Origin of the sequence: Halomonas koreensis (genome assembly GCF_031451675.1) — a bacterium.
Lineage (GTDB): Bacteria > Pseudomonadota > Gammaproteobacteria > Pseudomonadales > Halomonadaceae > Halomonas > Halomonas koreensis.
Map to the genome: position 1 here is coordinate 78,221 of NZ_JARWAK010000008.1, position 20,810 is coordinate 99,030.

Below are 20,810 nucleotides of genomic sequence, written 5' to 3' on the forward strand. Positions count from 1 at the left end.
GGCACGCCCCGACCAGGGTTGCCTCCGACATGCAGAACCCCCGGACGGCAACCCCGCCCGGGGGTTCTGCGTTTCGGCCCCCTGACACAGACGAGGAGATGACCCATGACCGCATTCGACCGCGCCTACGCCGCCTTCCGCCTCTCGGGACGCGACTATTACGGCTATGGTTGGCGATTTAGCGATGCGCGGTCGGGTCAGTGCGCCACCTCCGACCGTGAGCGCAACGGTGGCATGACGCCCAGCCGATGTTCCCGCTCACGGAGTTGATGCCCCATGAACGCCCCCGTATCCCTTGCCTGTTCCACCGAGCCCGCCATGGCGCGCCGGACCGACACCTCCCTGCCCACTCCGGCGGCGCTGCGCGAGGCGCTGCCGCTGTCGCCGGGCCTGAGCCGCCGCATCGCGGTCCAGCGCCAGGCTATCCGCGATATCCTCGCCGGCCGCGACGACCGCCTGCTGGTGGTGGTCGGGCCCTGCTCGATCCATGATCCCGAGGCCGCCCTGGACTATGCCCGCCGCCTGGCCGCCCTGGCGCCGGCCATCGAGGATCGCATCCTGCCGGTGATGCGCGTCTACGTGGAGAAGCCGCGCACCACCGTCGGCTGGAAGGGCCTGGCCTACGACCCCGACCTGGACGGTCGCGGCGACCTGGCCCGGGGCCTGGAGCTCTCGCGCTCGCTGATGCGCGAGATCGCCGAGCTGGGCCTGCCGGTGGCCACCGAGCTGCTGCAGCCGATGCTGGCCCCCTACCTCGACGACCTGCTGAGCTGGGTCGCGATCGGCGCCCGCACCACCGAGTCCCAGTTGCACCGCGAGCTGGCCAGCGGCCTCGAGGCGGTGGTCGGCTTCAAGAACGCCACCAGCGGCGACCTCCAGGTGGCGGTGGACGCCATGCGCGCCGCGGCCCATTCCCACCAGCACTTCGCCATGGCCGCCGACGGCCGCCCCACGGTGCGCGAGACGCCCGGCAACCCCCATACCCATGCGGTGCTGCGCGGCGGCCACGGCGAGCCCAACTACCGGGCGCCCCAGGTGGCGGCGGCCCGCCGGGCCCTCGAGGCGGCCGGCCAGACGCCGCGCCTGATGGTCGACTGCAGCCACGCCAACGCCCGCAAGGATCACCGTCGCCAGAGCGAGGTGATGCTCAATGTCCTCGACCAGCGGCTGGCCGGCGACGCCTCCCTGGTGGGGCTGATGCTCGAGAGCCATCTTCACGAGGGCAAGCAGCCGCTGGCCCCGGGCAAGCTGCGCTACGGCGTCTCGGTCACCGACGCCTGCATCGGCTGGGAGACCACCGAGCACCTGCTGACCAGCGCGGCGGAGCGGCTGCGGGACGTGGACGCCGATCCGAGAGACTAGCGCCCGCGACGGCCAGCGCCGGCTGTACCCGGAGCGGGGATGTCGGGATAATCCCGGCATCCCCCGCCGTCCCGGAGCCGTCGCCGCATGTCCTTCCGCCTGGAATCCCACGACCCCGATACCTACCGCCGCACCTCTCGCCGCGTCGCCCTGGCCATGGCCGGGCAACTGATCGTCTTCGGGCTGGTGTTCACCCAGCTGCTGGCGGCCACGGTCGGCGCCGGCTTCTGGATGAACGCCCTGGGCGTGCTGCTGGGACTGCTGGCGACCAGCCTGGTGGTGATGCTGCTGCGCGACCGTCCCTGGATGGGGCCGGTGCGCTACGGCTGGCAGCTCAAGCAGGCGTTGTCGCGGGTCAGCGGCTACCTGCCGGCGCTGCGCCGGGGCATGGAGGAGGGCGACCCGCGGGCCCTGGCGGTGCTGGCCTTCTATCACCGGGGCATGGCCCAGCTCGCCGAGCTGGAGGGACGCACCCTGGACGACGATGCCGAGCTGCTCGCCGAGCGCCAGCGGGTGCGCCTGGCCCGGCAGGCCCAGGGCCTGCCGGAGCGGGTCGAGGGACTCGAGGACGCGGATCTGGCCGCCTTCAAGCGCGGTTAGTAACCCGGCAAGGTTGTATGTCGGGTTAATCGCGGCACAGGGAAGTGCCGCCGCCGGCCGCCAGGCCGGCGCGGGCGACAATCAAAGAGATCATCCTGATCTCTTTGATTGCCAAGTTAATAGGAGCAGCTAGGCCCGGGCCGCATAGGCATAGAGCAGCGTCTCCTGGGCGCTGATCGGGGCCGCCTCGCCGGGGTTCTGCTTGACGTAGGTGCCGTCGGGACGCAGCAGCCAGCTCTGGCAGTTGTCCACCAGGTAGGTCTCCAGGTCCTTGCGCACCTGGGCCGCGAGCTTCTTGTCCAGCAGCGGGAAGCAGGTCTCCACGCGGTGGAACATGTTGCGGGCCATGAAGTCCGCGCTGGATCCCCAGGTCTCGGGCTTGCCGTCGTTGTGGAAATGGAAGACCCGGGTGTGTTCCAGGAAGCGGCCGATGATCGAGCGCACCCGGATGGTCTCGGAGATGCCCGGGACCCCGGGGCGCAGGCAGCACTGGCCGCGGATGATCAGGTCGCACTCCACGCCGGCCTGGGAGGCCCGGTAAAGGGCCTGGATCAGCTTGGGCTCGGTGAGCGAGTTGCACTTGATGATCAGGTGGGCGCGCTTGCCCTTGCGGGCGTGCTCGGCCTCCCGGTCGATCATCGCCACCAGCCGCTCGTGCAGGGTGAAGGGGGCATGCAGCAGCTTCTCGATCTTGCGCGCCCGGCCCATGCCGGACAGCTGCTGGAAGACCTTGTGCACGTCGGCGCACAGCACCGGATCGGCGGTGAGCAAGCTGTAGTCGGTGTAGAGCTTGGCGGTCTTGGAGTGGTAGTTGCCGGTGCCCAGGTGGGCGTAATGCCGCAGCTGGCCCTTCTCGCGGCGCACCACGTGCATCATCTTGGCGTGGGTCTTGTAGGCCATCACCCCGTAGATGACGATGGCGCCGGCCTCCTGCAGCCGCGAGGCCAGGGCCAGGTTGTCGGCCTCGTCGAAGCGCGCCCGCAGCTCGATCACCACCGTGACTTCCTTGCCGTTGCCGGCGGCCTCCACCAGGGCGTTGACGATCGGCGAGTCGGCGCCGGTGCGGTAGAGGGTCTGCTTGATGGCCAGCACTTCCGGATCCCGGGCCGCCTCGCGCAGCATCTCCTCCACCGGCGAGAAGGAGTGGAAGGGGTGGTGGAGCAGGATGTCGCCCTCGGTCATCGCCTGGAGGACGCTGTCGCGCTTCTTCAGCGCCTTGGGCAGCCCCGGGGTGAAGGCCCGGTAGGTCAGCTCGGGACGATCCGCATCGCCCAGCACCGACATCATCCGGGTCAGGTTCACCGGGCCGTTGACCCGATAGAGGTCGGCTTCCTCGAGCTCGAACTGTCGGAGCAGGAACTCGGCCAGGTCGTCGGGGCAGTTGTCGGCCACCTCCAGGCGCACGCCGCTGCCGTAGCGCCGCGAGAGCAGCTCGCCGCGCAGCGCCGAGGCCAGGTCGGAGACGTCCTCCGGGTCCACCGAGAGGTCGGCGTTGCGGGTCAGGCGGAACTGGTAGCAGCCGCGCACCTTCATGCCGGGGAAGACCTCCTCGGCATGGGCGTGGATCATCGATGACAGGAAGGCGTACTCGGTGAAGCCCGCCTCGCAGAGCTCGCCGGGCAGGGCGATCACCCGGGGCAGCGAGCGCGGGGCCGGCAGGATGGCCAGGCCGCCCTCGCGGCCGAAGGCGTCCTTGCCCTCCAGCTCGACGATGAAGTTGAGGCTCTTGTTGACCAGCCGCGGGAAGGGGTGCGAGGGGTCCAGGCCGATGGGGCTGATCACCGGCATGATCTCGGCCTCGAAGTAGTCGCGCACCCAGGCCTGTTGGGCCTCCGTCCAGTCGCCGCGGCGCCGGAAGCGGATGCCTTGGGCCTCCATGGCGGGGATCAGCGCCTCGTTGAGGATGCGGTACTGGCGTTCCACCTGCTCATGGGCGATCTGGGCGATCTCGGTCAGCACCGAGCGTGGCGAGCGCCCGTCGCTGCCCGGCGTCGCGTCGCCGAGCATCACCTGGTTCTTGAGGCCGGCGACCCGGATCTCGAAGAACTCGTCCATGTTCGACGAGAAGATCAGCAGGAACATCAGCCGGTTGAGCAGCGGGTGAGCCTCGTCAAGGGCCTGCTCCAGCACCCGCACGTTGAACTGCAGGTGCGACAGCTCGCGGTTGAAGTACAGGCCCGGGTCCGTGAGGTCGGCCTCAGGGTCCGGCAGCGCCTTGGGCTTGATCCCGGTGCGCGTCTGGTTCAGCCGCGGCGCCGGCGGCTCGCTGGGGGCCTCCCCAACGGGCAGTGGTTCCCCGCTGACGGGGGTGTCGGGGCTGCGCGATTCGTCCATGGGTGTTCCCTGTCGTCGGCCGGAAGGGGCACCCCGTCCGGCGGTTAGTCCGCGAGCAGTTTCGCCGCTCGCTTGGCGAAATAGGTCAGCACGCCGTCGGCGCCGGCGCGCTTGAAGCACATCAGCGACTCGAGCATCACGGCGTCGGCGTCCAGCCAGCCGTTGTCGAAGGCGGCAATGTGCATGGCGTACTCGCCGCTCACCTGGTAGGCGAAGGTCGGGACCTTGAGTTCGTCCTTGATGCGCCGCACCACGTCCAGGTAGGGCATGCCCGGCTTGACCATCACCATGTCGGCGCCCTCGGCCAGGTCCAGGGCCACCTCGTGCAGCGCCTCCTCGCCGTTGGCCGGATCCATCTGGTAGGTGGACTTGTCGGCGCGGCCGAGGTTCGCCGCGGACCCCACGGCGTCGCGGAAGGGGCCGTAGTAGCGCGAGGCGTACTTGGCGCTGTAGGCCATGATCCGGGTGTTGTGCAGCTGCTCCTGCTCCAGCACCTGGCGGATGGCGCCGATGCGGCCGTCCATCATGTCCGAGGGAGCGACGATGTCGGCGCCGGCCTCGGCGTGGGACAGCGCCTGCTTGAGCAGGGTCTCCACGGTGCGGTCGTTCTGCACGTAGCCGTCCTCGTCGAGGATGCCGTCCTGGCCGTGGCTGGTGTAGGGGTCGAGGGCCACGTCGGTCATGATGCCGAGTTCGGGCACCGCCGCCTTGAGGGCGCGCACGCTGCGCTGGACCAGCCCGCTGGAGTTGTAGGCCTCCTCGGCCAGCTCGCTCTTGCGCGAGGCGTCCACCACCGGGAACAGCGCCAGCACCGGGATACCCAGGTCGCGGGCCTCCTTGGCCTCCTCGATCAGCAGGTCCAGCGACAGGCGCTCCACGCCGGGCATCGAGGGCACCGCCTCGCGCTGGTTCTCGCCCTCGAGCACGAACACCGGCCAGATCAGGTCGGCGGCGGTCAGGGTGTGCTCGCGCATCAGCCGGCGCGAGAAGTCGTCGCGGCGCATGCGGCGCATGCGGGTCGCCGGGTAGTGTCGGGAGGTCGTGAAACTCAAGGCATCTTCTCCGAAGGCGGTGACCGGAGCCGCCAGCTTCGAGTCTGGCGGCCATTGATGACGAAACGATGACAATGGACCGAGTATATCAGGGCACACGGCCCCCGAAAGACGCGCCTTGTCGCACCCCCAGCGACTCTCTACAGTGATGGCTCACCTTTACCCACCCTGCCGCCATGGGCAGGCAGACGCGTTCGAGGAGTACGAGACAATGAGCAAACAGGTGGCGGTCATTCTGTCGGGGTGCGGCGTCCAGGACGGCTCGGAGATCTACGAGACCACCCTGACCCTGCTGCGCCTGGACCAGCTGGGGATCGGGTATCGCTGCTTCGCCCCGGACATCGACCAGCATCATGTGGTGGATCACCGCACCGGCGAGCCGGTGGCGGGGGAGACCCGCAACGTGCTGGTCGAATCGGCGCGGCTGGCCCGCGGCGAGGTCTCGCCGCTGGATGCGCTGGAGGCCGACGAGTTCGATGCCGTCATCCTGCCCGGCGGCTTCGGCGCGGCCAAGAACCTGTCCAACTACGCCCAGGCCGGCGCCGACATGGTCATCCAGGAGCAGCTCGTGGAGGCCGTCTCGGCCTTCCACGAGGATCGCAAGCCCATCGGCCTGATGTGCATCGCCCCGGTGATGGTGCCGCGCCTGCTGGGGCCGGGCATCGCCGTGACCATCGGCCACGACCCGGGGGTGGCCGGGGCGATCAGCAGCATGGGCGGCCTGCATCGCAGCTGCGGCGTGGAGGACATCGTGGTGGACTTCGAGCACCGGGTGGTCACCACCCCGGCCTACATGATGGCGACCCGCCTCGGCGAGGCGGCCAACGGCATCTTCAAGCTGGTGGATCGCATCGACGAGCTGATGGACCTGTAGCCGCGAAGCGGCTCAGGAAGAACGCGGCTGCGCCGCTTCAAGAGGGAAGTACGGCGCTTCGCGCCAGAGGAAGCGCGGCTACGCCGCTATAAGAAGGAAGTACGGCGCTTCGCGCCTTGAAGAGGGAAGAAGAACCACTATTCTGGCTTCCCTCTTCCCTCTTCCCTCTTCCCTCTTCCCTCTTCCCTCTTCCCTCTTCCCTCTTCCCTCTTCCCTCTTATTGCTCGTCCTCGTCGGCGGCATCCCGGTCGCGCTTGCGGCGCACCAGGCGGCCGAACAGCAGGCCGACCTCGTAGAGCAGATACATGGGCACCGCCAGCAGGCTCTGGGAGACCACGTCCGGCGGGGTCATCAGCATGCCCACCACGAAGCAGCCCAGCACCACATAGGGGCGCTTCTTCGACAGGCTCTCCACGCTGGTCGCCCCGGTCAGGATCAGCAGGAAGGTGGCGATGGGGATCTCGAAGGCCACCCCGAAGGCGAAGAACAGCTTGAGGACGAAGTTCAGGTACTGGTTGATGTCGGTCATCACCGCCACGTCCTCGGGCCCGGTCTGGGTGAAGAACTGGAACAGCAGCGGGAAGACCACATAGTAGGCGAAGGCGGCGCCGGCGTAGAACAGCGCCACGCTGGAGGCCAGCAGCGGCATCGCCAGGGCCTTCTCGTTGTCGTACAGCCCCGGGGCGACGAAGGCCCAGGCCTGGTGCAGCACATAGGGCACGGCGATGAACACCGCCACCACCAGGGTCAGCTTGAACGGGGCCAGGAACGGCGAGGCGACCTCGGTGGCGATCATCCGCGAGCCTTCCGGCAGCAGCGCCATCAGCGGCTGGGCCACGAAGGCGTAGATGTCGTTGGCGAAGGCGTAGAGCCCCAGGAAGATCACCAGCACGGCGACCACGGCGCGCAGCAGGCGCGAGCGCAGCTCGACCAGGTGCTCGATCAGCGGGGCCTGGGCCGGTTCGGGGCCCCGGGAATCGTCGGAGTGGCTCATCGGGCGGCGGAGTCCTCGTGGGCGTCGGTATCCGTGTCACCGGGCTGTCGCGCCCGGCTCAGGGCGTCGTCCAGGCGGCGCTCCGGGGTCGGGGCGGCGGTATCCTCGGCGGGCGCGTCCTCGACCGAGCGCTCGACGTCGCGCTTGACCCGGTCGAGTCCCTCGTCCAGCTTCTTCTGCTGCTCGTCGAGCTTCTGGCGAAGCTCCTCCGCCTCGAGCTGGGCGCTGATGTCGCGCTGCATGCCGGACACGGTGCGCTTGATGCGCCCGACCCACAGCCCGGCGGTGCGGGCGGCCCTGGGCAGGCGCTCGGGGCCCAGCACCAGCAGGCCCACCACGCCGAGGATCAGGAGTTCGAGAAAGCCGATGTCGAACATGGCGGCTTACTTGCGTTCTTCCTGTTCCTCAGGCTTGCGCTCCGCCCGGACGTCGTAGGTCTCGCCCTCGTCGTCATGGCGCACCTGCGCCTGGGGCTTGTCGCTCTCCGCCTCCTTGTCGTCCTCGTGCATGGCCTTCTTGAAGCCCTTCACGGCGCCGCCCAGGTCGCCGCCGACGTTGCGCAGCTTCTTGGTGCCGAAGATCAGGATGATGATGCCGAGGACGATCAGGAGTTGCCAGATGCTGATACCGCCTAACATAGGGTGTTCCTCTGGTTGGGGCGCCGGGCGAGGGCCCGGAGGTGCGTCTATCGTTGCCGCGCGGCCTTCTCGTCGTGGCCGGACAGGCCGAAGCGTCGGGACAGCTCGTCGAGGACCTGGGCATGGTCGAGCCCCAGGTGCGAGAGCATCACCAGGCTATGAAACCACAGGTCGGCCGTCTCCGCGATCAGCGCCTGGCGGGCGTCGTCGCCGCCGCGCTCGGCGTCCTTGGCCGCCAGCAGGGTCTCGGTGGCCTCCTCGCCGACCTTCTCGAGTATCTTGTTCAGGCCCCGGTGATGCAAGCTGGCCACGTAGGAGGTCTCGGGATCGGCCTGGCGCCGGCTTTCGAGGACCTCGTCGAGGCGATCGAGTATATCGCTCATATGAGACGGTTCCGTTGCAGAGGGTGATCAGTTCCAGACCAGCAGCAGGCCACCGAGGGCCGCCGCCGCCAGCACCGGCCAGGGCTGTCCGCCTGCCCATTCGACCAGCGGCTGCCAGGCGAGTGCCGTCGCCAGAAGCAGCAGCCCCAGGCGCAGCCGTCGCTGGCCGCCGGCGCGCCGGTCGAGGCGTCGGCGGATCGCGCCGATGGCCTCGCCCTGGCGGCGCTGCTGCTGGTGGCCGTGCTCGGCCCGGGCCAGGGCCTGGTGGGCCAGCACCGGCAGCTCGGGCAGCTGGCGGGAAAGCTCCGGGGCCTGGCGCTTCATGGACTCCCAGAGCCCCCGAGCCCCGGCGCGCTCCTTCATCCACTCTTCCAGGAAGGGCTTGGCGGTGCTCCACAGGTCCAGGTCCGGGTAGAGCTGGCGGCCCAGCCCCTCGATGTTGAGCAGCGTCTTCTGCAGCAGCACCAGCTGGGGCTGGACCTCCATGTTGAAGCGCCGGGCGGTCTGGAACAGGCCCAGCAGCACCTGGCCGAAGGAGATGTCCTTGAGCGGCTTCTCGAGGATCGGCTCGCACACGGTGCGCACCGCGGCGGCGAACTCGTTGGCCCGGGTGTCCTCGCCGACCCAGCCCGACTCGATATGCAGGGCCGCCACCTCGTAGTAGTCCTGGTGGAAGAAGGCCAGCAGGTTGCGCGCCAGGTAGTCCTGGTCCTCCCGGGTCAGGCTGCCGACGATGCCGCAGTCGATGGCGATGTACTGCGGGTTCCAGGGCGCCTCCCGGGAGACGAAGATGTTGCCCGGGTGCATGTCGGCATGGAAGAAGTTGTCGCGGAACACCTGGGTGAAGAAGATCTCGACCCCGCGCTCGGCGAGCTTGCGCAGATCGGTGCCTTGAGCCTCCAGGGCCGCGGTGTCGGCCACCGGCACCCCGTGGATGCGTTCCTGGACCATCACTCGGCGGCGGGTCAGCGACCAGTGGATGGCCGGCACGAACAGCAGCGGCGAGCCCTTGAAGTTGCGCTTGAGCTGGGAGGTGTTGGCGGCCTCCTTGGTCAGGTCCAGCTCGTCGAACAGGGTCGACTCGTAGTCGCGGACCACCTCCACCGGGCGCAGCCGGCGCGCCTCGGGGATGCGCGCCAGCACGGCGGCGAGCCGGTAGAGCAGCGCCATGTCCTGGCGCATCACCCGCTCGATGCCGGGGCGGATGATCTTGACCACCACCTCCTCGCCGCCGGGCAGCCGGGCGGCGTGGACCTGGGCCACCGAGGCCGAGGCCAGCGGCTCGGCGGCGAACTCGGCGAAGGCCTCGGCCAGGGGCATGTCCAGCTCCGCCTCGACCAGGCGCCGGGCCGTCTCGCCGGGGAAGGGCGGCACCTGATCCTGGAGGCGGCGGAGCTCGTCGGCGATGTCCTCGGGGAAGAGGTCGCGCCGAGTGGACAGCACCTGGCCGAACTTGACGAAGATCGGGCCCAGGGTCTCGAGGGCCAGGCGCAGCCGCTGGCCCCTCGGGCGGGGGCCGACGGGCACCAGGCGCAGCGGCGACAGGGCGAGCAGGCCGCGCAGCCACCAGGGCAGCCGCTCCTTGGGGATCAGGGTGTCGAGGCGGTAGCGAGTGACGACCCAGGCGATGCGCGCCAACCGGGGGATCATGCGTCGCCTCCCCGTTCCAGGCGGCGACGCAGGCGCGCCAGGCGCGCCTCGAGGCGGTCGGTGGCCACCTCCAGCTCGGTGAGGTGGTCGCGCAGGCCCTCGAACTGGTGGCGGCCGGGCAGCAGGCGCGCCTCCTCGAAGACGTACTCGGCCACGTCGGCGCACAGCTCCTGGCGGGTGCGCAGCCCCCAGCGCCCCAGGTGGCGGACCCCCTCGGCCAGGCTGTGGGCGGGGACGTCGCCCAGCCAGCGGGCCAGCTCGCCCTCCCAGTCCAGGTCGAGGTCCATCAGCAGGTCCCGGGTCGCTTCCAGCAGGTGGATGCGACCGCGCACCGCCAGCTTGCCCTGGAACATCAGGCGCTCCAGCGGTGCGCCGCCGAGCAGCTCGCCGAGGGTCTCGGCGTCGGCCTCGACCACGGCGTCGAAGGCGGTCTCGGGCTCGTCGTCGGGCCGCAGCAGATCGATCCCCTGGGGGTGGAAGGCCATGGCCAGGGTGAGGGCGGGGCGCTCGAGGCGCAGCAGGATGCGCTGGCCCGCCAGGCGCGCCAGCCGGCCGGGCGCGGCGGGGTCACGGGCGAGCAGGGCGTTCAGGCCGCGTTCGAGGCCGCCCAGCAGCAGGGTCGGTGTCAGCGCCATCATGACCTCACAGCTTGATGCCGCGGTGCAGGGCGACGATGCCCCCGGTCAGGTTGGTGTACTCGACGCGCTCCAGGCCGGCGGCCTGCATCATGCCCTTGAGGGTCTCCTGGTCGGGGTGCATGCGGATCGACTCGGCGAGGTAGCGGTAGCTGTCGGCGTCGCCGGCCACCAGCTGGCCCATGCGCGGCAGCAGATGGAAGGAGTAGTCGTCGTAGGCCCGGTTGAGCAGCGGATTGCCGGGCTTGGAGAACTCCAGCACCAGCAGCCGGCCGCCGGGCTTGAGCACGCGGGCCATGGAGCGCAGGGCGGCGTCCTTGTCGGTGACGTTGCGCAGGCCGAAGGCGATGGTGATGCAGTCGAAGGTGTTGTCCGGGAAGGGCAGCGTCTCGGCGTTGGCCTGGACGTACTCGACATTGCCGCCCACGCCGCGGTCGAGCAGCTTGTCGCGGCCCACGCGCAGCATGGACTCGTTGATGTCGGCCAGCACCACGCGGCCGCGGGGGCCGACCAGGCGCGAGAACTTCGCGGTCAGGTCGCCGGTGCCGCCGGCGATGTCCAGCACGCTGTGGCCCGGCCGCACCCCGGCCCGCTCGATGGTCAGGCGCTTCCACAGCCGGTGGATGCCGAAGGACATCAGGTCGTTCATGACATCGTAGCGGGCGGCCACGGAATGGAAGACGTCGGCCACCCGGGCGGCCTTTTCCTCGACCGGAACGTCCTGGTAGCCGAAGTGCGTGGTGCGCTTGTCGCTGGAGGTCATGCGAGGGTGGCTCCCGAATCCGCTGCACAGTAGGGGCGAGGCCCGGCGGCCTCGCGCGATGGGCCATTGTAGCGTCCCGCGGTGACCCTTGTCTTGACGCCGGTCGGGGCGCACGGGGCCATCGCCTAGAGTTGCTTGATCTCGATGCCCAGCGGCTCACGGGAGGCGCCGGCGTCTTCCAGGCGTTGCAGGTAGTCGGCCCAGTAGGCCTCCCGGTTGACGATCAGCTCGTGCAGGTAGTCCCAGCTGTAGAGGCCGCTGTCGTGGCCGTCGTCGAAGTGCAGCTTGAGCGCATAGCGGCCGGCCGGGGTGATGTTGGCCAGCCCGACGTGCTTCTTGCCGACCTGCAGGGTCTCCTGGCCGCGGCCGTGGCCGCGCACCTCGGCGGAGGGCGAGAAGACCCGCAGGTATTCCACCGACAGCCGGTGACGCTCGCCGTCCTCGTAGGTCAGCTCGAGCTCGCGGGCCTGCTTGTGGTAATGCACCTTGACGGGAATCGGGGCGGACATGGGCACCTCCGGTGAGAGGAAAGGCGGAAGAGGGAAGAGGGAAGAGGGAAGAGGGAAGACAGGCTATGCTCATTCCTTCCCCCTTCAAGGCGCGAAGCGCCGTACTTCACTCTTTTAGCGGCGTAGCCGCGCTTCCTCAGGCGCGAAGCGCCGTTCTTCCGGCTTCGAGCGGCGGAGCCGCGTCTTAGAGAATGTAACGCGACAGGTCCTCGTCCACCGCCAGCTCGCCGAGCTGGGAGTCGACGTAGGCGGCGTCGATGGTCAGCGGGCTGCCGATATCCGAGCCCTGGTAGGAGGCCTCCTCGAGCAGGCGTTCCATCACGGTGTGCAGCCGCCGGGCGCCGATGTTCTCGGTGCCCTCGTTGACCTTCCAGGCGATCTCGGCGATGCGCTCGATGCCGTCCTCGGTGAAGGTCACCTCGAGGCCCTCGGTGGCGAGCAGCGCCGCGTACTGGCGGGTCAGCGCCGCCGACGGCTCGGTGAGGATGCGCTTGAAGTCGTCCGGGGTCAGGGCGTCGAGCTCGACCCGGATCGGCAGCCGGCCTTGCAGCTCGGGGATCAGGTCCGAGGGGCGCGACAGGTGGAAGGCGCCGGAGGCGATGAACAGGATGTGGTCGGTCTTCACCATGCCGTGCTTGGTGGACACGGTGGAGCCCTCGATCAGCGGCAGCAGGTCGCGCTGCACGCCCTCGCGGGACACCTCGCCGCCGCTGGACTGGCCGCCGCCCTTGGCCACCTTGTCGAGCTCGTCGAGGAAGACGATGCCGTGCTGCTCGACCGCCTCGATGGCGCGCTGCTTGATGTCGTCCTCGTTGACCAGCTTGGCCGCCTCCTCGTCGCGCAGCAGCGCGAAGGCGTCCTTGACCGCCACCCGGCGGGTCTCGGTCTTCTGCTTGCCCATGCTGGAGAACAGGTTCTGCAGCTGGCTGGTCATCTCCTCCATGCCCGGCGGGGTCATGATGTCGACGCCCTGGCTCTGGGGCGTGACCTCGATGTCGATTTCCTTGTCGTCCAGCTGGCCCTCGCGGAGCTTCTTGCGGAACGACTGGCGGGTGGCGTTCTCCGTGCGCGGCTCGTTCTCCTGGCCGCGGGGCGGCGGCAGCAGGGCGTCGAGGATGCGGTCCTCGGCGGCGTCCTCGGCGCGATGGGCGACCTCTTCCTTGGCCTGCTCGCGGACCAGCTTGATGGCCGCCTCGGTGAGGTCGCGGACGATCGACTCGACGTCGCGGCCCACGTAGCCCACCTCGGTGAACTTGGTGGCCTCGACCTTGAGGAAGGGGGCCCGGGCCAGCTTGGCCAGCCGGCGAGCGATCTCGGTCTTGCCCACCCCGGTGGGGCCGATCATCAGGATGTTCTTGGGCGTGACTTCCTGGCGCAGCTCCTCGTCGAGCTGGGTCCGCCGCCAGCGGTTGCGCAGGGCCACCGCCACGGCACGCTTGGCGTCCTGCTGCCCGATGATGTACTGGTCCAGGGCGTGGACGATCTCGCGGGGGGTCATCCGGGTCATGATCAGAGCTCTTCCAGCGTGATGTGGTGGTTGGTGTACACGCAGATGTCGCCGGCGATCTCCAGCGACTTCTCGGTGATCTCGCGGGCCGACAGCTCGGTGTTCTCGAGCAGGGCCCGGGCGGAGGCCAGCGCATAGTTGCCGCCGGAGCCGATGGCGATGATGCCGCGTTCGGGCTCCACCACATCGCCGTTGCCGGTGATGATCAGCGAGGCGTGCTTGTCGGCCACCGCCAGCAGCGCCTCCAGGCGGCGCAGGGCGCGGTCGGTGCGCCAGTCCTTGGCCAGCTCCACGGCGGCCTTGACCAGGTTGCCCTGGTACTTCTCGAGCTGGGCCTCGAAGCGCTCGAAGAGGGTGAAGGCGTCGGCGGTGCCGCCGGCGAAGCCGGCCAGCACCTGGCCGCGGTAGAGGCGGCGCACCTTGCTGGCGTTGCCCTTCATCACGGTGTTGCCCAGCGACACCTGGCCGTCGCCGGCCAGCGCCACCTGGTCGCCGCGACGCACGGAAACGATCGTGGTCATGGAGGGGACTCTCCTTGTGGGAGCGCTCGGCTCCCGATGACTTTGGAATGGCGGAGCACGGGGCGCGGGCGAGACAACGCTTGGCTCGCCGAACCGTGCAGCGATTCCCTTTGCGGCGCCGCGGGCGACGCCGTGACATGAGTTTCAGGGGAGGTGCGGGCGGGTGGCCCGGAATTCAAGCGGCGGGCGTCACTGCAGCTGGATCAGCAGCGGCTCGATGCCCTGGGTGGCCATCAGGTCCCGGGCGCGGTCGAGCTCGCGGCGATCGCTGTAGGGGCCCACCTGGACGCGGTGCCAGGTGGCGCCGTCGCCGGTCTGGACCTCGCTGATCTTGGCCAGCAGGCCGAAGTCCTGGAGCCGGCCGGCCAGCTGGCGGGCGTCGCCGGGGGCCCGGAAGGAGGCGGCCTGCAGCACGTAGCGGCCGTCCGCCTCGGCCGTCCGGGGCGCCTCCTCCACCGGGGCGCTGTTGGCGGCGATCACCCGGGCGATGGGATCGTCCGCGGGGGCGGACGGCTCGGCCGGCGCCGCGTCCGCCTCGTCGCGGCGCGGCGGCGGGGTCGCGGTGGAGGCCTGGTCGCCCGGGGCGATCACCTCGGATTCCGGCAGCAGGGTATAGAACTCGAAGGTCGGCATGGGCGGCTCCTCGCGCGCCGGGGGCGCCGCCTCGTCCTCCGCTGGCGGCCTGGCATCGGGCCCGGCCACCGGGGGCGGGGGAGCGGTCTCCGGGCCGTCCTGCCAGGGCGCCGTGCCGTGCTGGTGCTGGGAGATCAGGAAGCCGGCCACCAGGCCGCCAAGCCCCCATAGCCAGCCCGGCAGGCCGCGGCGCGGCGGCTTGGCCGGGCGCTTCCTGCTGCTGGTGGCGCCGCGCTTGCGGTTGGCGGCAGGCTTGCGGCTGGCCATGGCTTACATCTCCTCGGGGGCGCCGACGCCCATCAGGTCCAGGCCGTTGCGCAGCACCTGGCGGGCGGCCAGGAACAGCGCCATGCGGGCGTTGCGCAGGGCGTCGTCCTCGACCATCACCTTCACGGCGTTGTAGCAGGAGTGGAACTCCGCGGCCAGGTCCAGCAGGTACTGGGCGATCTGCTGGGGCTCCCGGGTGGCGGCGGCGTGCTCGACGACCTCCGGATAGCGGGCCAGGCGGTTCATCAGCGCCTTCTCCTGCTCGGCCTCCAGCCGGCCCAGGCTGTCCGTCGCCAGGGCGGCCTCGAAGGGCTGGCCGGCGGCCTCGGCGCGGCGCAGCATGCTGCACACCCGGGCATGGGCGTACTGCACGTAGTAGACCGGGTTGTCGTTGGACTGCGAACGCGCCAGGTCGATGTCGAAGGTCAGCTGGGAGTCGGCGCGGCGCGCGGCCAGGAAGAAGCGGGTGGCGTCGCGGCCGACCTCGTCGATCAGGTCGCGCACGGTGACGTAGCTGCCGGCGCGCTTGGAGAGCTTCACCTCCACCCCGGAGCGGGTGACCATCACCATCTGGTGCAGCACGTAGTCCGGCCAGCCCTGGGGGATGCCGGCCTCCAGGGCCTGCAGGCCGGCGCGGACCCGGGTCACCGTGGAGTGGTGGTCGGCGCCCTGCTCGTTGATCACGGTGGTGAAGCCGCGCTGCCACTTGTCCAGGTGATAGGCCACGTCGGGCAGGAAGTAGGTGAAGTCGCCGTCGGACTTGCGCATCACCCGGTCCTTGTCGTCGCCGAAGTCGGTGGTGCGCAGCCAGGTGGCGCCGTCCTGCTCGTAGGTGTGGCCCTGCTCGGCCAGGCGCGCGGCGGTGGCCTCGACCTTGCCGTCGCGGTACAGCGAGGACTCCAGGAAGTAGACGTCGAACTCCACGCCGAAGGCGCGCAGGTCCAGGTCCTGCTCGCGGCGCAGGTAGGCCACGGCGAAGTCGCGGATGGCGTCCAGGTCCTCCGGGTCGCCCTTGGCGGTGACGTGACGGTCGTCGGCGTGCACCGCCTCCCGGGCCAGGTAGGCGTTGGCCACGTCGATGATGTAGCCGCCCCGGTAGCCATCCGCCGGCCAGCCCTCGTCCTCGGGGTCGATGCCCTTGGCCCGGGCCTGGACGGACAGCGCCAGGTTGGTGATCTGGGCGCCGGCGTCGTTGTAGTAGAACTCCCGGGTGACGTCGTGGCCGGTGGCCTCGAGCAGGCGGCAGAGGCAGTCGCCGATCGCCGCGCCGCGGCCGTGGCCGACGTGCAGGGGGCCGGTGGGGTTGGCGGAGACGAACTCTACCTGCACCTTCCGGCCCTGGCCGGTGAGGCTGCGGCCGAAGGCGTCGCCGGCGTCCAGCACCTGGCGCACGACCTGGGCGGCGGCGTCGGTGGCGGCGAAGAAGTTGACGAAGCCGGGACCGGCGATCTCGACCCTGGCCACGGCGTCGCTCTCCGGCAGCGCCGCGACCAGGGCCTCGGCCAGCTCGCGGGGCTTCTTGCCGGCGGGCTTGGCGAGCATCAGCGCCAGGTTGGTGGCGTAGTCGCCGTGGGCCTTGTCCTTGGTGGGGTCGACCTTGATGGTCGGGGCGAGGTCGGCGGGCAGCACGTCCTGGCGCTTGAGCTCGGCCAGGGCGCCTTCCAGCAGGGAGATGATGGTGTCTTTCATGGGGAATCTGATGTCCTGTGGCGCGGGCGGGTCAGTCGCCCGTCGGCGGGCATTTGGCCGCATATTATCGACAATCGGGCGCGGGCTTTAAACCCCGACCCCGCCTCGGCTTCGCCGGGGCGGGGAGCTGTAAGCCACGAGCCGTAAGCGGCAAGCAAGACCTCGGAGCGGGGCTTGTGAAAAGAAGGATGGCCTCGAGGCTGCCCCTCGCCCCTCGCCCCTCGCCCCTCGCCCCTCGCCCCTCGCCCCTGTCAGGCCAGCGTCTGCGGATCGATATCCAGCGACCAGCGCACCCGGCGCGCCGCCGGGTCGGCCTCCAGCCAGGCGACCAGCCAGGCGCCGGCCTCGTGCAGCCGGCTGCGGCGGTCGGCGCCGAGCATGACCTGCAGGTGGTAGCGGTTCTGGCGCCGCTCCATGGGGGCGGGGACCGGCCCCAGGCAGTCGACGTCCAGCCCGCGCGCGTCGAGGTGGGCGCGCAGGGCCTCGGCGGCGCGCCGGCCCAGGTCGTTGACGGCCTCCTCCGCGGGCGCCTCGAGGCGCAGCAGGGCCAGGAAGCGAAAGGGGGGCAGGGCGGCGGCGCGGCGCTCCTCCAGCAGGCGCTCGGCCAGGGCGTCGTAGCCTCGGGCCGCCAGCAGCCGCAGGTTGGGGTCGTCGGCATGCAGGGTCTGCACCAGCACCCGGCCGGGATGGGCGGCGCGTCCGGCGCGTCCGGCGACCTGCTCGAGCAGCTGGGCGCTGTGCTCCAGGGCGCGGAAGTCGCTGGAGTAGAGGCCGGCGTCGGCGTTGACCACCACCACCAGGGTCACGTGGGGCAGGTGATGGCCCTTGGCCAGCATCTGGGTGCCCACCAGCAGGCAGGGCTCGCCGCGGCGGACCTCGGCGAGGGTCTGTTCCAGGGCGTCCCGCCGCCGGGTGCTGTCGCGGTCGATGCGGTGCACCGGGGTCTCGGGGAAGCGTTCGGCCAGGGTCTCCTCGGTGCGCTCGGTGCCGCTGCCCAGGGGGCGCAGGTCGCCGCTGCCGCACTCGGGGCAGGCGTCGGGCAGGCCGCGCCGCCGGTCGCAGTGGTGGCAGGCCAGCAGCGGCGGCTGGCGATGCAGGGTGAGCCGGGCGTCGCAGTGGTCGCACTCGGCCATCCAGCCGCAGGCGTGGCAGCTCAGGGTCGGCGCGAAGCCGCGCCGATTGATGAACACCAGCACCTGGTGCCCGGCGGTCAGCGTCGCCTCGATGGCCTCGATCACCGGCGGGATCAGCCCGCCCCGGCGGGGCCGGCCGCGCAGGTCGACCAGCTCCAGGCGGGCCGGCGCATGGCGGCTGGCCCGCTGGGTCAGGCGCAGGTGCCGGTAGTCGCCGGACAGGGCGCGCTGCAGGCTCTCCAGCGACGGGGTGGCGCTGCCCAGCACCAGCGGCACGCCGTGATGGTGGGCGCGGGCCACCGCCAGGTCCCGGGCGTGATAGCGCAGCCCTTCCTGCTGCTTGAAGGAGCCGTCGTGCTCCTCGTCGACGATGATCGCCCCGGGCCGGGCCAGGGGGGTGAAGATCGCCGAGCGGGTGCCGATGACGATCGGCGCCCGGCCGCTGGCCGCCGCCTCCCAGGCATCCAGGCGCTCGTGGTCGGTGAGGCCGGAATGCAGGGCCACCACGGGCACCCGGAAGCGGCGCCGGAAGCGGGCCAGGGTCTGCGGGGTCAGGCCGATCTCGGGCACCAGCACCAGGGCCTGGCGGCCGCGATCGACGACCGCCTCGATCAGCTGCAGGTAGACCTCGGTCTTGCCGCTGCCGGTGACGCCGTGGAGCAGGCAGGGGTGGAAGGCGTCCAGGCCCTCGTGGAGGGCGGCCAGGGCGGCGGCCTGCTCCCGGTTGAGCGGCAACGCCGGCTCGGCCAGCCGCGCGGCCGAGGTCGTGTCGCCGGCGGTGCGTGGCTCCTCGTGGCGCTCGGCCAGGCCCTTGGCCGCCAGCGCCCGCAGCTGGTCGCGGGTGAACGACTGGGCGAGGATCGCCTGGGTGACCAGCCCGTGGGGGTGCTGGCGCAGCATGCTCAGCAGCTCGGCCTGGCGGGGCGCCCGGGTCAGGCTCGCCGGCGCCTCGTCCCGCCCCGCCGGCGTGATGCGCCAGCGTTCCCGGGTGCGGGGTTCCAGGGCGCGCCCCTGGCGCAGCAGCACCGGCATCGCCTGATGCAGGGTGTCCCCCGGCGCGTGCTGGTAGTAGCGGGCGGTGAAACGGCACAGCCACAGCCAGTCCGGGGGCAGCGGGGTCTCGTCGAGGCGCTCGTCGATCGGCTTCAGCCGCGACAGCGGCAGGTCGCTGGCTTCGCGGCACTCGAGGACCACGCCCACCACCCGGCGGCGGCCGAAGGGCACCCGAACCCGCAGCCCCGGCTGCCAGCCCCCCGCCGGGGGCGCGCCGGCGGGGCGGTAGTCGAACAGGCGGCGCAGCGGCGAGGGCACGGCGATGCCCAGCACCGCGGGCGCCGGGGGGGAATCGGACAATTGGCCTCCGGGGACGGCTCTGCTAGAATGCTCGGCCGCCGCGTCACCCTGGGTGGGGCGGCGCCCGGTTTGAACGTTCAGACAACCCGTATGCGGTGCCTGGCACGGGATCAGGTGGCGGCATACAGCGCAACGAGGCTCAAGATGAAACAAGGTATCCATCCGAATTACAAGACGGTCAGCGCGACCTGTTCCTGCGGCGCCACCTTCGAGGTCGGCTCCACCGCCGATCAGGACCTGTACCTGGACGTCTGCTCGCAGTGCCACCCCTTCTACACCGGCAAGCAGAAGCAGGCGACCACCGGTGGCCGCGTCGAGCGCTTCAACAAGCGCTTCGGTGCCGCGCTCAAGCGCTGATGCGTGCGCCGGCGGTCGGCCGCCGGCCCCGACATCGCTCGAACGAAGAACCCGCCCCTCGTGGCGGGTTCTTTGTTGGTGCCCGGTGTGTCGATAAGGGATTGTTTATACCTATCGCCTTGAGCATAAGTTTTGGCAAATAGTATCGAACGTCGGCAAACGGGCGTCTTCCGTGGCGTAATCTTACTAAGTTGAGAAATGGAAGTTTTTTTTATATTCTGGATTTTCTCAACATCACTCGAGACCGGATCCTGAGCATGACTGACGCGAAGAGACAGGCGGCACTGGACTATCACGCGAAGCCCATCCCCGGGAAGCTGTCGGTGGAGCTGACCAAGCCCACCGCCACCTCTCGAGATCTCGCCCTGGCCTACAGCCCGGGCGTGGCGGAGCCGGTTCGCGAGATCGCCCGTGACCCGGAGCATGCCTATCTCTATACCGGCAAGGGCAACCTGGTGGCCGTGATCTCCGACGGCAGCGCCATCCTTGGCCTGGGCAACCTGGGCGCGCTGGCGAGCAAGCCGGTGATGGAAGGCAAGGGCGTGCTGTTCAAGCGCTTCGCCGGCATCAACTCCACCGACCTGGAGGTCAACGCCGAGAGCCCCCAGGCCTTCATCGACACCGTGGCCCGCATCGCCGACACCTGGGGCGGGATCAATCTCGAGGACATCAAGGCGCCGGAGTGCTTCGAGATCGAGCGCGCCCTGGTCGAGCAGTGCAACATCCCGGTGTTCCATGACGACCAGCACGGCACGGCCATCGTCACCGCGGCCGGCATGCTCAACGCCCTGGACATCGCCGGCAAGTCGCTCGAGGACGCCCGGATCGTCTGCCTGGGCGCCGGGGCGGCGGCCATCGCCTGCATGAAGCTGCTGGTCTCCTGCGGCGCCAAGGCCGAGAACCTGGTGATGCTGGATCGCAAGGGGGTGATCCACAGCGGCCGCGAGGACCTCAACCAGTACAAGGCGATGTTTGCCGTCGATACCGACAAGCGGACCCTGGACGATGCCATCGAGGGCGCCGACGTCTTCGTCGGCCTGTCCGGACCGGGCCTGATGACCCCCGACCACATCCGCAAGATGGCCGACAATCCGGTGGTCTTCGCCTGCACCAACCCGGATCCGGAGATCCATCCGGACCTGGCCCGGGAGGCCCGGCCCGACGTGATCATGGCCACCGGTCGCTCCGATTATCCCAACCAGGTCAACAACGTGCTGGGCTTCCCCTTCATCTTCCGCGGCGCCCTGGACGTGCGCGCCACGCGCATCAACGAGGAGATGAAGGTCGCGGCGGTGCACGCCCTGAAGGACCTGGCCCGGGAGCCGGTTCCCCAGGCGGTGCTGGACGCCTACGAGAAGGAGAGCATGACCTTCGGGCGCGACTACATCATTCCCACCCCGGTGGATGTGCGGCTGCTGGAGCGCGTCTCCTCGGCGGTGGCCCAGGCGGCGGTGGACTCCGGCGTGGCCCGCAAGCCCTATCCGTCCCACTACCCGCTGAAGACCGTGGACGACGTCTATGGCGGCTGATCGCCTCGGCTTCGCGACCGCTGACGA

At 70.2% G+C, this 20,810-nt stretch carries 21 protein-coding genes; 6 read left to right on the forward strand and 15 right to left on the reverse strand.

Annotated elements, in window-relative coordinates; translation table 11 throughout:
• The first annotated feature begins 105 nt into the window (after positions 1-105).
• The 3 genes from QC818_RS10475 (at position 106) to QC818_RS10485 (ending at position 1,962) form a co-directional block, all read left to right on the forward strand.
• Complete coding sequence (locus tag QC818_RS10475) at positions 106-270, forward strand: hypothetical protein (RefSeq protein WP_309652805.1); 165 nt, start codon at positions 106-108, stop codon at positions 268-270.
• Between the two features lie 6 nt (positions 271-276).
• Positions 277-1,362, forward strand: a complete 1,086-nt coding sequence (locus QC818_RS10480) for a 3-deoxy-7-phosphoheptulonate synthase (RefSeq protein ID WP_309652806.1) — start codon at positions 277-279, stop codon at positions 1,360-1,362.
• An 87-nt stretch (positions 1,363-1,449) separates the two neighbouring features.
• A complete protein-coding gene (locus QC818_RS10485) occupies positions 1,450-1,962 on the forward strand; it encodes a DUF3087 family protein (RefSeq protein ID WP_309652807.1) in 513 nt (170 codons plus the stop codon).
• Between the two features lie 129 nt (positions 1,963-2,091).
• On the opposite strand, the gene ppk1 is transcribed toward QC818_RS10485, so the two are convergent.
• Positions 2,092-4,296 carry a polyphosphate kinase 1 gene (gene ppk1 / locus QC818_RS10490; RefSeq protein ID WP_309652808.1) on the reverse strand — a complete coding sequence of 735 codons (2,205 nt, stop codon included), beginning with the start codon at positions 4,294-4,296 and terminating at the stop codon, positions 2,092-2,094.
• Positions 4,297-4,340: 44 nt separating this feature from the next.
• Positions 4,341-5,348 carry a porphobilinogen synthase gene (gene hemB, locus QC818_RS10495; RefSeq protein ID WP_309652809.1) on the reverse strand — a complete coding sequence of 336 codons (1,008 nt, stop codon included), beginning with the start codon at positions 5,346-5,348 and terminating at the stop codon, positions 4,341-4,343.
• Positions 5,349-5,559: 211 nt separating this feature from the next.
• Between hemB and elbB the strand changes: the two genes are divergently transcribed.
• The gene (gene elbB, locus QC818_RS10500) at positions 5,560-6,222 is read left to right on the forward strand and encodes an isoprenoid biosynthesis glyoxalase ElbB (protein ID WP_309652810.1); all 663 of its coding nucleotides are present in this window, start codon (positions 5,560-5,562) and stop codon (positions 6,220-6,222) included.
• 217 nt (positions 6,223-6,439) lie between these two features.
• On the opposite strand, the gene tatC is transcribed toward elbB, so the two are convergent.
• The 13 genes from tatC to QC818_RS10565 form a co-directional block, all read right to left on the reverse strand.
• Positions 6,440-7,216 carry a twin-arginine translocase subunit TatC gene (gene tatC / locus QC818_RS10505; RefSeq protein ID WP_309652811.1) on the reverse strand — a complete coding sequence of 259 codons (777 nt, stop codon included), beginning with the start codon at positions 7,214-7,216 and terminating at the stop codon, positions 6,440-6,442.
• A complete protein-coding gene (gene tatB / locus QC818_RS10510) occupies positions 7,213-7,593 on the reverse strand; it encodes a Sec-independent protein translocase protein TatB (protein ID WP_309652812.1) in 381 nt (126 codons plus the stop codon). Before tatB ends, tatC begins: the two co-directional genes overlap by 4 nt.
• 6 nt (positions 7,594-7,599) lie before the next feature.
• A complete protein-coding gene (gene tatA, locus QC818_RS10515) occupies positions 7,600-7,854 on the reverse strand; it encodes a Sec-independent protein translocase subunit TatA (RefSeq protein ID WP_309652813.1) in 255 nt (84 codons plus the stop codon).
• Between the two features lie 47 nt (positions 7,855-7,901).
• Positions 7,902-8,237, reverse strand: a complete 336-nt coding sequence (locus QC818_RS10520; RefSeq protein ID WP_309652814.1) for a phosphoribosyl-ATP diphosphatase — start codon at positions 8,235-8,237, stop codon at positions 7,902-7,904.
• A 27-nt stretch (positions 8,238-8,264) separates the two neighbouring features.
• On the reverse strand, positions 8,265-9,887 hold the full coding sequence (ubiB, locus tag QC818_RS10525) for a ubiquinone biosynthesis regulatory protein kinase UbiB (protein ID WP_309652815.1): 1,623 nt from the start codon (positions 9,885-9,887) through the stop codon (positions 8,265-8,267).
• Positions 9,884-10,522 (reverse strand): ubiquinone biosynthesis accessory factor UbiJ, encoded by a 639-nt coding sequence (locus QC818_RS10530; protein WP_309652816.1) that lies wholly within the window; start codon positions 10,520-10,522, stop codon positions 9,884-9,886. The genes ubiB and QC818_RS10530 overlap by 4 nt, the downstream gene beginning before the upstream one ends.
• A gap of 7 nt (positions 10,523-10,529) precedes the next feature.
• On the reverse strand, positions 10,530-11,285 hold the full coding sequence (ubiE, locus tag QC818_RS10535) for a bifunctional demethylmenaquinone methyltransferase/2-methoxy-6-polyprenyl-1,4-benzoquinol methylase UbiE (RefSeq protein ID WP_309652817.1): 756 nt from the start codon (positions 11,283-11,285) through the stop codon (positions 10,530-10,532).
• 125 nt (positions 11,286-11,410) lie between these two features.
• Positions 11,411-11,794: a gamma-butyrobetaine hydroxylase family protein gene (locus tag QC818_RS10540; RefSeq protein ID WP_309652818.1), complete on the reverse strand. Its 384-nt coding sequence runs from the start codon at positions 11,792-11,794 to the stop codon at positions 11,411-11,413.
• Positions 11,795-11,978: 184 nt separating this feature from the next.
• Positions 11,979-13,301, reverse strand: a complete 1,323-nt coding sequence (hslU, locus tag QC818_RS10545; protein ID WP_309652819.1) for an ATP-dependent protease ATPase subunit HslU — start codon at positions 13,299-13,301, stop codon at positions 11,979-11,981.
• Between the two features lie 2 nt (positions 13,302-13,303).
• Complete coding sequence (gene hslV, locus QC818_RS10550) at positions 13,304-13,822, reverse strand: ATP-dependent protease subunit HslV (RefSeq protein ID WP_309652820.1); 519 nt, start codon at positions 13,820-13,822, stop codon at positions 13,304-13,306.
• A gap of 189 nt (positions 13,823-14,011) precedes the next feature.
• Complete coding sequence (locus QC818_RS10555; protein ID WP_309652821.1) at positions 14,012-14,722, reverse strand: SPOR domain-containing protein; 711 nt, start codon at positions 14,720-14,722, stop codon at positions 14,012-14,014.
• A gap of 3 nt (positions 14,723-14,725) precedes the next feature.
• Positions 14,726-16,411, reverse strand: a complete 1,686-nt coding sequence (gene argS, locus QC818_RS10560; RefSeq protein ID WP_309652822.1) for an arginine--tRNA ligase — start codon at positions 16,409-16,411, stop codon at positions 14,726-14,728.
• Positions 16,412-16,662: 251 nt separating this feature from the next.
• Complete coding sequence (locus QC818_RS10565; RefSeq protein WP_309652823.1) at positions 16,663-18,897, reverse strand: primosomal protein N'; 2,235 nt, start codon at positions 18,895-18,897, stop codon at positions 16,663-16,665.
• 144 nt (positions 18,898-19,041) lie between these two features.
• On the opposite strand from QC818_RS10565, the gene rpmE reads away from it, so the two are divergent.
• The gene (gene rpmE / locus QC818_RS10570) at positions 19,042-19,254 is read left to right on the forward strand and encodes a 50S ribosomal protein L31 (RefSeq protein WP_309652824.1); all 213 of its coding nucleotides are present in this window, start codon (positions 19,042-19,044) and stop codon (positions 19,252-19,254) included.
• 257 nt (positions 19,255-19,511) lie between these two features.
• Complete coding sequence (locus QC818_RS10575; protein ID WP_309652825.1) at positions 19,512-20,783, forward strand: malic enzyme-like NAD(P)-binding protein; 1,272 nt, start codon at positions 19,512-19,514, stop codon at positions 20,781-20,783.
• Positions 20,784-20,810 lie beyond the last annotated feature (27 nt).

Excerpts from the sequence above, each read along its gene's own strand:
- QC818_RS10475 (WP_309652805.1), top strand. The coding sequence starts at position 106 with ATGACCGCATTCGACCGCGCCTACGCCGCCTTCCGCCTCTCGGGACGC.
- QC818_RS10480 (WP_309652806.1), top strand. The coding sequence starts at position 277 with ATGAACGCCCCCGTATCCCTTGCCTGTTCCACCGAGCCCGCCATGGCG.
- QC818_RS10485 (WP_309652807.1), top strand. The coding sequence starts at position 1,450 with ATGTCCTTCCGCCTGGAATCCCACGACCCCGATACCTACCGCCGCACC.
- ppk1 (WP_309652808.1), bottom strand. The coding sequence starts at position 4,296 with ATGGACGAATCGCGCAGCCCCGACACCCCCGTCAGCGGGGAACCACTG.
- elbB (WP_309652810.1), top strand. The coding sequence starts at position 5,560 with ATGAGCAAACAGGTGGCGGTCATTCTGTCGGGGTGCGGCGTCCAGGAC.
- tatC (WP_309652811.1), bottom strand. The coding sequence starts at position 7,216 with ATGAGCCACTCCGACGATTCCCGGGGCCCCGAACCGGCCCAGGCCCCG.
- tatB (WP_309652812.1), bottom strand. The coding sequence starts at position 7,593 with ATGTTCGACATCGGCTTTCTCGAACTCCTGATCCTCGGCGTGGTGGGC.
- tatA (WP_309652813.1), bottom strand. The coding sequence starts at position 7,854 with ATGTTAGGCGGTATCAGCATCTGGCAACTCCTGATCGTCCTCGGCATC.
- QC818_RS10520 (WP_309652814.1), bottom strand. The coding sequence starts at position 8,237 with ATGAGCGATATACTCGATCGCCTCGACGAGGTCCTCGAAAGCCGGCGC.
- ubiB (WP_309652815.1), bottom strand. The coding sequence starts at position 9,887 with ATGATCCCCCGGTTGGCGCGCATCGCCTGGGTCGTCACTCGCTACCGC.
- QC818_RS10530 (WP_309652816.1), bottom strand. The coding sequence starts at position 10,522 with ATGGCGCTGACACCGACCCTGCTGCTGGGCGGCCTCGAACGCGGCCTG.
- ubiE (WP_309652817.1), bottom strand. The coding sequence starts at position 11,285 with ATGACCTCCAGCGACAAGCGCACCACGCACTTCGGCTACCAGGACGTT.
- QC818_RS10540 (WP_309652818.1), bottom strand. The coding sequence starts at position 11,794 with ATGTCCGCCCCGATTCCCGTCAAGGTGCATTACCACAAGCAGGCCCGC.
- hslU (WP_309652819.1), bottom strand. The coding sequence starts at position 13,301 with ATGACCCGGATGACCCCCCGCGAGATCGTCCACGCCCTGGACCAGTAC.
- hslV (WP_309652820.1), bottom strand. The coding sequence starts at position 13,822 with ATGACCACGATCGTTTCCGTGCGTCGCGGCGACCAGGTGGCGCTGGCC.
- QC818_RS10555 (WP_309652821.1), bottom strand. The coding sequence starts at position 14,722 with ATGGCCAGCCGCAAGCCTGCCGCCAACCGCAAGCGCGGCGCCACCAGC.
- argS (WP_309652822.1), bottom strand. The coding sequence starts at position 16,411 with ATGAAAGACACCATCATCTCCCTGCTGGAAGGCGCCCTGGCCGAGCTC.
- rpmE (WP_309652824.1), top strand. The coding sequence starts at position 19,042 with ATGAAACAAGGTATCCATCCGAATTACAAGACGGTCAGCGCGACCTGT.
- QC818_RS10575 (WP_309652825.1), top strand. The coding sequence starts at position 19,512 with ATGACTGACGCGAAGAGACAGGCGGCACTGGACTATCACGCGAAGCCC.